Annotated in this window: 6 protein-coding genes; 3 read left to right on the forward strand and 3 right to left on the reverse strand. The window is 65.3% G+C overall.

The features are described 5' to 3' along the window. Positions 1-151: 151 nt before the first annotated feature. Complete coding sequence (locus GY937_07035) at positions 152-328, reverse strand: hypothetical protein (protein MCP5056468.1); 177 nt, start codon at positions 326-328, stop codon at positions 152-154. A 63-nt stretch (positions 329-391) separates the two neighbouring features. Between GY937_07035 and GY937_07040 the strand changes: the two genes are divergently transcribed. Then, positions 392-1183, forward strand: coding sequence for an SDR family oxidoreductase (locus GY937_07040; GenBank protein MCP5056469.1), 792 nt, complete (start codon positions 392-394; stop codon positions 1181-1183). On the opposite strand, the gene GY937_07045 is transcribed toward GY937_07040, so the two are convergent. Together GY937_07045 and GY937_07050 are read right to left on the reverse strand one after the other, a co-directional pair. Then, positions 1180-2433: an MFS transporter gene (locus GY937_07045; GenBank protein ID MCP5056470.1), complete on the reverse strand. Its 1254-nt coding sequence runs from the start codon at positions 2431-2433 to the stop codon at positions 1180-1182. The genes GY937_07040 and GY937_07045 overlap by 4 nt on opposite strands. A 16-nt stretch (positions 2434-2449) precedes the next feature. Next, the gene (locus tag GY937_07050; protein ID MCP5056471.1) at positions 2450-3685 is read right to left on the reverse strand and encodes an acyl-CoA/acyl-ACP dehydrogenase; all 1236 of its coding nucleotides are present in this window, start codon (positions 3683-3685) and stop codon (positions 2450-2452) included. A gap of 49 nt (positions 3686-3734) precedes the next feature. Here GY937_07050 and GY937_07055 point away from each other — a divergent pair, with 49 nt between their 5' ends. Both GY937_07055 and GY937_07060 read left to right on the forward strand, forming a co-directional pair. Continuing rightward, a complete protein-coding gene (locus GY937_07055; GenBank protein MCP5056472.1) occupies positions 3735-4757 on the forward strand; it encodes an amidohydrolase family protein in 1023 nt (340 codons plus the stop codon). A 191-nt stretch (positions 4758-4948) separates the two neighbouring features. Further along, the gene (locus GY937_07060; protein ID MCP5056473.1) at positions 4949-6850 is read left to right on the forward strand and encodes an ATP-dependent DNA helicase RecQ; all 1902 of its coding nucleotides are present in this window, start codon (positions 4949-4951) and stop codon (positions 6848-6850) included. Positions 6851-6908 lie beyond the last annotated feature (58 nt).

Genomic DNA, 6908 nt, shown 5'->3' on the forward strand with positions numbered 1-6908 from the left:
AGGTGACAGTCTGTGCGGTAGAATCCGGCTTCATGAAGGGGCCCTTGTTGAGGGGAAACGGGTGTCGCAACACGTTTCTACCGCAACTGGGGCCTTCTTCAATTCAAGAACGAGACTTCTTCATGAATTTTCCGGGCTAGCAGCGCCTGGGTCAGCGGTTCCACGGAGTCCGTGCGAGTTCGCGGCTCGCGAAGATGTCGCCATGGTTCGCACCAGGCCGGAGTTCCGTGTCTCCCTTCTCCAGAGGGCACGAAGGGATCCCTGCCAGGGGGCCGGCCCCGTCGAGGATCCCCTCTCCAGGGACGAAGAGCATGTCGCGTAGCATCACGGATGCGAAGCCTAGCGCCCGTTGAGGTACGCTTCCCCATCACTTGCGGGTGCGGAGGTTGGAATGGGACGATTCGACGAGAAGGTGGCGATCGTGACGGGCGGGGCTTCGGGAATCGGCGCTGCGACCCTGCGACGGCTGGCGAGCGAAGGTGCCGCCGTCGTCTGTGCGGATATCGATTCCGCGCGGGGCGGGAAAGTCGCGCGGGAGATCAAGGAGGCCGGAGGTCGCGCGCAATTCTTGTCCTGCGACGTCGGTGAGCTGGCCCAGCTCGAGGCTTGTGTGGCTGCGACGGTTCGCGAATTCGGTGGTCTCGACATCATGATGAACAACGCCGTCTGGACGAGTGGCGGGCCGGTTCATGCCATCGACCCGGACGGCTGGGACAAGAGCCTGCAGATCATGCTCACCGCGGTCTTCTACGGGTGCCGTGCGGCGCTTCCGGAGATGATGAAGCGGGGTGGAGGTTCCATCGTCAATACCGCCTCGATCGAGGCCTTTGGCGGGGAGATGTATGCCTCGCCCTACACGACGGCGAAGGCCGGCGTGGTGAACTTCACGAAGAATGTGGCCATCGAGTACGGCCGGCTTGGCATCCGAGCCAACTCGATCTGCCCGGGAGTGGTGGAGACACCTCTCTACGAACAATTCGAGCAGGCTTCACCCCGAACGCGAGAAGAGGTCGAAGGCCTCCACGCCATCGGACGGTTGATCCAACCCGAGGAGATCGCTTCCGTGGCGGCCTTTCTTTGCAGCGACGACGCCTCGGCGGTCACCGGTCATGCCATGGTCGTCGACGGCGGTGCGACGGCGGGCATCAACCTCTCCGGACTTGGACCGCTCGAAGCCGACTAGTGCTCTGATGTCTGCTGGCTGAGAGCAGCATCCTCGGCCTCGATGGGTCGGCCGCGGGTTTCCGGAAGTGCGAGGAAGAAGAGGATCCCGGCCGTCGGCATGCCAAGGGAAAGCAGGCTCACGGCGTCGGGCAGGCCACCCAGCTGCGCGCTGAGCGCGGAGGTTGCGAAGTAGGCTGTGATGGCGCCGAGGGCGGTTGCGATGGCGGCACCGCCGCTGATCGTCGCGCGAAGCGCCGTGGGGAAGAGCTCGCTCACGGCGGCCCGCAGAGGGACGACGCCCGCCGATGAGCATAGGCTCATGGCGGTGATGCCGGGGATCAACCCCAGGCCGGGGTGCACGGGGAAATCCCTCGGGACGTGGTAGAAGGCCCAAACCGCACCGAAGAAGAGCAGGCTCGTGATCAGGAAGGTCGGCCGGCGGCCCCAGCGTTCCGACAGATACCCTCCCAGGGGAAAGCCCGCGAGCGCCAATCCCCCGCCGAAGATCACGACTGCGGTCGCAATCGCGGGCTCGAGGCCGAGATGTTGGACCGGGTAGTAGATGAGCCATGTCTGTGTGGCTGCGATGACCATCGGGAAGAGGCCAGAAACGATGAGAACGGCGACTGTGCGGCGGCGATAACGCGGGCCCATCAGGTGGCGGACCATGGCTGTTGCCGTCTGGCCCGCCTCAGAAGCCCGTTCGAAGTGCTGGCTCTCCGGCAGGAGCCGGCGCAGGAACGGAACGGCAAGAACGCCTGCCGCCGCCGCGCCCCATACCCAACGCCAGGTGCCAGGAAGGAGTTCGGAAGCTGCCATGAGGATCAGCCCAAGCCCACCGCCGAGCGTGCCGGCGAGGCCTACCCAACCGTGGCCGCGGGCACGCGTCTCCAGGGAAAGGCTCTCGGTGACCATCACGGGTACGAGGATGACCAGCAGCCCCTTGAACGCTTGCGTGAAGATCTGCACGCCAATGAAGCCACCGAGCCCGGGCGACAACGCCGTGAGGATGCAGAGGGGGCCCATCAGCAACACCGTCCACAGCAGTACGCGGCGTCGCCCCGTCCGATCCGCCCACCGTGCCAGCGCGTAGGTGCCGAGCGCGCCGATCGCGATCCAGCCGAACGCGCGGCTGATGCTGACATCGTCGAGCCCGAACTCCCGGGCGAGAAACGGCGCGGCGGCGGCATTCAGCCCATCCGTGAAGCCCCAATAGGCCATCAAGCCAGCGAGCAAAGCGACGGAACGCGTCTCGTCGGGTTTGCTCACGTCTGGCGCTTGAAGTTCAGCCGGTCAGCAGGTCACGAGCGATGGCGCGGATCTGGATTTCATCGGTTCCCGCGTAGATCTGCAGCACCTTCGCATCCCTCGCGAGCTGCTCTACGTGGTACTCCGCCATGTAACCGTTGCCGCCGAAGACCTGCACTGCCTCCATCGCGACCTCGACTGCGGCACGGGCCGAATACAGCTTCATCGCGGAAGCTTCGGCCAGGCCCATGCTCTGGCCGTGGGCCGAGAGTTCGATGGTGCGGAACACCAGGTTCTGGAGGTTCATTCGTGCAACCTCCATACGCGCCAGCTTCTCCTGGATCAGCTGATACTCGCCAATCGGCTTCTCCCATTGCACCCGCTCGCGGGAGTAGGCGACGGAGAGCTCGAGGCAGCGGGAGACGATCCCGAGGGCCATCGCCGCGACGCCGGAGCGTTCGGTCTGGAAGGTGTCCTTGGCGCCTTCGCGGCCGGCACCGCGACTCTTGGTCAAAGCGTCCTCACCGCCCAGGAGATGATCGACGCTGCAACGGAGATCGTTGACGAAGAGTTCCCCGGTAGGCGAAGAGTGCATTCCCATCTTTCGGAGGGGCTTGCTCTGCTCGAGGCCGGGCATGCCCTTGTCGAGGACGAAGTTCAGGATCTTCCGATCCCTCGGGTCGACACCTTCTTCGTCGAGTTTGCAGATGAAGACGATCGTGTCGGCGAAGGGACCGTTGGTGATGAAGGTCTTGCTGCCGTTCAGGATGAATTCGTTGCCCTCGCGGCGGGCCGAGGCCTTCATGCCACCGAAGGCATCGGAGCCGGACCCCGGCTCGGTGATCGCCCAGGCACCGACCTTCGTGAGCGTGAGCACGTCGAGGCCCCAGCGTTTCTTCTGCTCGATCGAACCCTTCGACATGATTGCGGCACCTGTGAGGCCGACCGAAACGCCAAGAGCCGTCACCATGCCGGGGCAATAGCGGCAGAGTTCGATGATCGGGATCAACTGCATGGCCGCGCCGTCGCCGGTGCCATCTCCCTCGCGCGGCTTCTTCTGCTTGGCGTCTCCCGCCTCGGCGCTCGCGATCTGGCGCTCGAAGCGGCTGCGTGCCATCTCGTCCATGCCGAAGGTGGCGTACAGTTTGCGCAGGATCTCGTAGGGAGGGAGATCACCGTGTTCGAGTTCCTCGATGTTCGGGACGATCTCCGCTTCGATGAAGCGGCGCACCGCGTCTCGGATCATTTCGTGCTGTTCGCTCCACTCGATCATCGGATCCTCCTTCGGCCATCTCGGCAGCATGACAGGCTAGCATCGGTAGATGGAGCATCGAGAGTGGCTGGCCCAGGTCGATGAGGTAGACCAGGAGGCCCTCGAGCCGGAAATCGAGATCTGCGACGCTCACCACCACCTGTGGGAGAGGAAGCGGCCGAGGGATCGCTACCTCTTCGACGAACTACGCGAAGATGTGGAAACCGGCCACAGGGTCGTGCGCACCGTCTACGTCGATTGTGTGGCGATGTATCGGGCGGACGGGCCCGAACCGATGCGCCCGGTGGGAGAGACGGAGTTCGCCGCGGGTATCGCCGCGCAATCTGCGAGTGGGCTCTACGGCTCGCTTCGTGCGGCCGCGGGCATCGTCGGCCACGCGGATCTCAGCCTCGGCGATGCGGTGTGTGTGGTGCTGGAGGCGCATCTCCGCGCTAGCCCGGGTCACTTCCGCGGCATTCGTCATGCCAGCGGCTGGGATGCCAGCCCGGAGATCGCCAACTCCCACACCGCGCCGCCCTCCGGGCTCCTCGGGGAGGGGACCTTCCGAGAGGGCTTTGCCCATCTCGGGAAGCTCGGTCTTTCCTTCGATGCCTGGCTCTACCATCCGCAGATTCCCGAGCTGGTCGATCTGGCCCGGGCATTTCCGGAAACGCCGGTCGTGCTCGATCACTTCGGTGGTCCGCTTGGCATCGGGCCCTACGCGGGGCGGCGTGACGAGGTCTTTTCCGACTGGCGCGGCAGCATGGAGGCCCTTGCGGCCTGCCCGAATGTTTCCGTGAAGATCGGCGGCTTGCAGATGCCGTTGAATGGCTTCGGGTGGCATGAGCGTCCCCGTCCGCCCGGAAGCGAGGAACTCGCAGAGGCGATTCGTCCCTACACTCTGGCAACCATCGAGGCGTTCGGGCCGGAGCGCTGCATGTTCGAGAGCAACTTCCCGGTCGACAAGATCTCCTGCTCCTATCGCGTGCTCTGGAACGCCTTCAAACGAGTGGTGCGGGGTTTTTCGGGGGACGAGAAGCGGATGCTCTTCCATGACACGGCGGCACGGTTCTATCGCCTGGCTGGACGCTAGGCCTGTGCGCTTCGCGGGGGCTCGGTGCCTCCGCTGAAGCTCAGCAGAATCGGGCCCAGTAGCCTGCAGACACGCGGGCGATTCCCGCTTCGCTGAGATTGGGTCCGAAACCGGACCGCAGCGGTGGAGGGCCACCGACGAATCGAACAGCTACTCTCGTCGGCCCCGGTCTCCTCCGAGGATCATTGTCGATGGATCTGAATGGATCGCTCGAGCGTTTCGGGCTCGAGAAGTTTCGCCCGGGGCAACGCGAGGCGGTGGAAACGCTGCTGCGTGTGGGGAAGCTGCTTCTCGTGGCGCCCACCGGCGGTGGCAAGAGTCTCGTCTACCAGCTTCCGGCCGCAGGCTTGCCCGGCACCAGCCTGATCGTCTCGCCCCTGGTCTCGCTGATGCAAGATCAGGTGTCGGCCCTCGAAGCCGTCGGCGTGCCGGCCACGTTCCTCGCTGCCACCCTCGATAGCGCCGAGATGCGGCACCGGATGCGAGAACTCGGCCGCGGGAGCTACAAGCTCGCCTACGTCGCACCGGAACGGCTGGCCTTCGACGGGTTTCGCTCACTCCTCGCTGATCTCACCTGCCCGTTGATCGCGGTCGACGAAGCCCATTGTATCAGTGAGTGGGGCCACGATTTCCGGCCCGAGTACATGCAGATCGGAGAAGTGATCGCTGCGATTCCGGATGCGCGGGTGCTCGCCTGTACGGCCACCGCCACACCGGTCGTGCGCGACGAGATCCTGGCCCGGCTTGGCTTGCCCGCGGATACGCCGCAGTTGGTGCGGGGTTTTGCGCGGCCGAACCTGGCGTTGGGTGCGCGGGAGGTGGCTTCGAAGCGCGACAAGAACGCGTCCGTGGACGCCGCTTTGCGCGACGCGTTGGGTTCTCCCGGCCAGGTCGACGGCTGCGCCATCGTCTACGCCCCGACGCGAAAGTCGACGGAGCAGGAGGCAGCAAGGCTGGCCGCAGCCGGATATCAGACCGAGGCGTACCACGCGGGGTTGCGAGGCGCGGTTCGCGAGGCCGTGCACGGGCGGTTCTCGGCTGGACAGACCGAAGTGGTCGTCGCCACGAACGCTTTTGGCATGGGAATCGATCGTTCCGACGTACGTGCCGTCGTGCATCTCGCGCCGCCGAGTTCGATCGAGGCCTACTACCAGGAGGTCGGCCGGGCGGGGCGCGACGGCGAGCCCGCGATCGGGCAGCTGCTCGTTTCCGCTGGTGATCTTCCGCTGCGCCGGCGTCTGATCGAGAGCGATGCGAATGGCGCAGCCGCAGATCCGGAGATCGTGCGCCACAAGTGGAATCTCTTCCTCGAATTGATGCGTTGGGCCGAAGGCGGTAGTTGCCGTCACGACGCCATCCTGCGCTATTTCGGCGACGAAGAAGAAACCCTGGCCGGCTGCGGCCGTTGCGACGTCTGCCTGAATCTCGTCGCCCGAGGTGAAGCCGATGAAGAGATCGTGACGCTGGTCGTCCGCAAGGCGCTCTCCGGTGTAGCGCGCGTTCACGGCCGCTTCGGTCTGCAGACAGCGGCCAAGCTTCTGCACGGCAGCCAGGACGAACGTCTCGCCAATACGCGCCTCGATCAGACGCCCACCTTCGGTGCGCTCTCCGAGCGCGCAGAACTCTGGATCACGAAGCTCTTGCGACGCTGTGTCACCGCCGGCTGGATCGATTTCATCGGCGGAGACCGTCCGGTCGTGGTGCTCACCGAGGAGGGCGTCCGCGTGATGCGAGCCGAGCTGCCCGCGCGGCTCGTGCTCCCTGCAGCGGGTGCTCCGAAGCCGCTGGGTCGCACTCCTGCGCGTGCGTCCGCCGGACGCGCCGCCGGCGTTCCGGATGCCCTGGACGAAGCGGGCGAGGCCCTCTTCGAGGCACTACGTCATCACCGGCTGGAAGTCGCGCGTGCCGCCGGGATCCCGCCCTACGTGGTCGCCAGCGACCGGACCCTTCGCGACCTGGCCCTCCTCCGCCCCCGCAACCGCGAAGAACTCCTCCTCGCCCACGGCATCGGCCCCGCCAAAGCCGACCGCTTCGGCAAAGGCCTCCTCGAGATCGTCAACAAGTCAACAAGCGGGGACGGGGTTTACAATTGACTTTTCAAGGGGCGACGCCCCTTGAAAAGTCAATTGTAAACCCCGTCCCCGCTTGTTG

The organism is bacterium (assembly GCA_024228115.1).
In the GTDB taxonomy this organism is placed as follows: domain Bacteria; phylum Myxococcota_A; class UBA9160; order UBA9160; family UBA6930.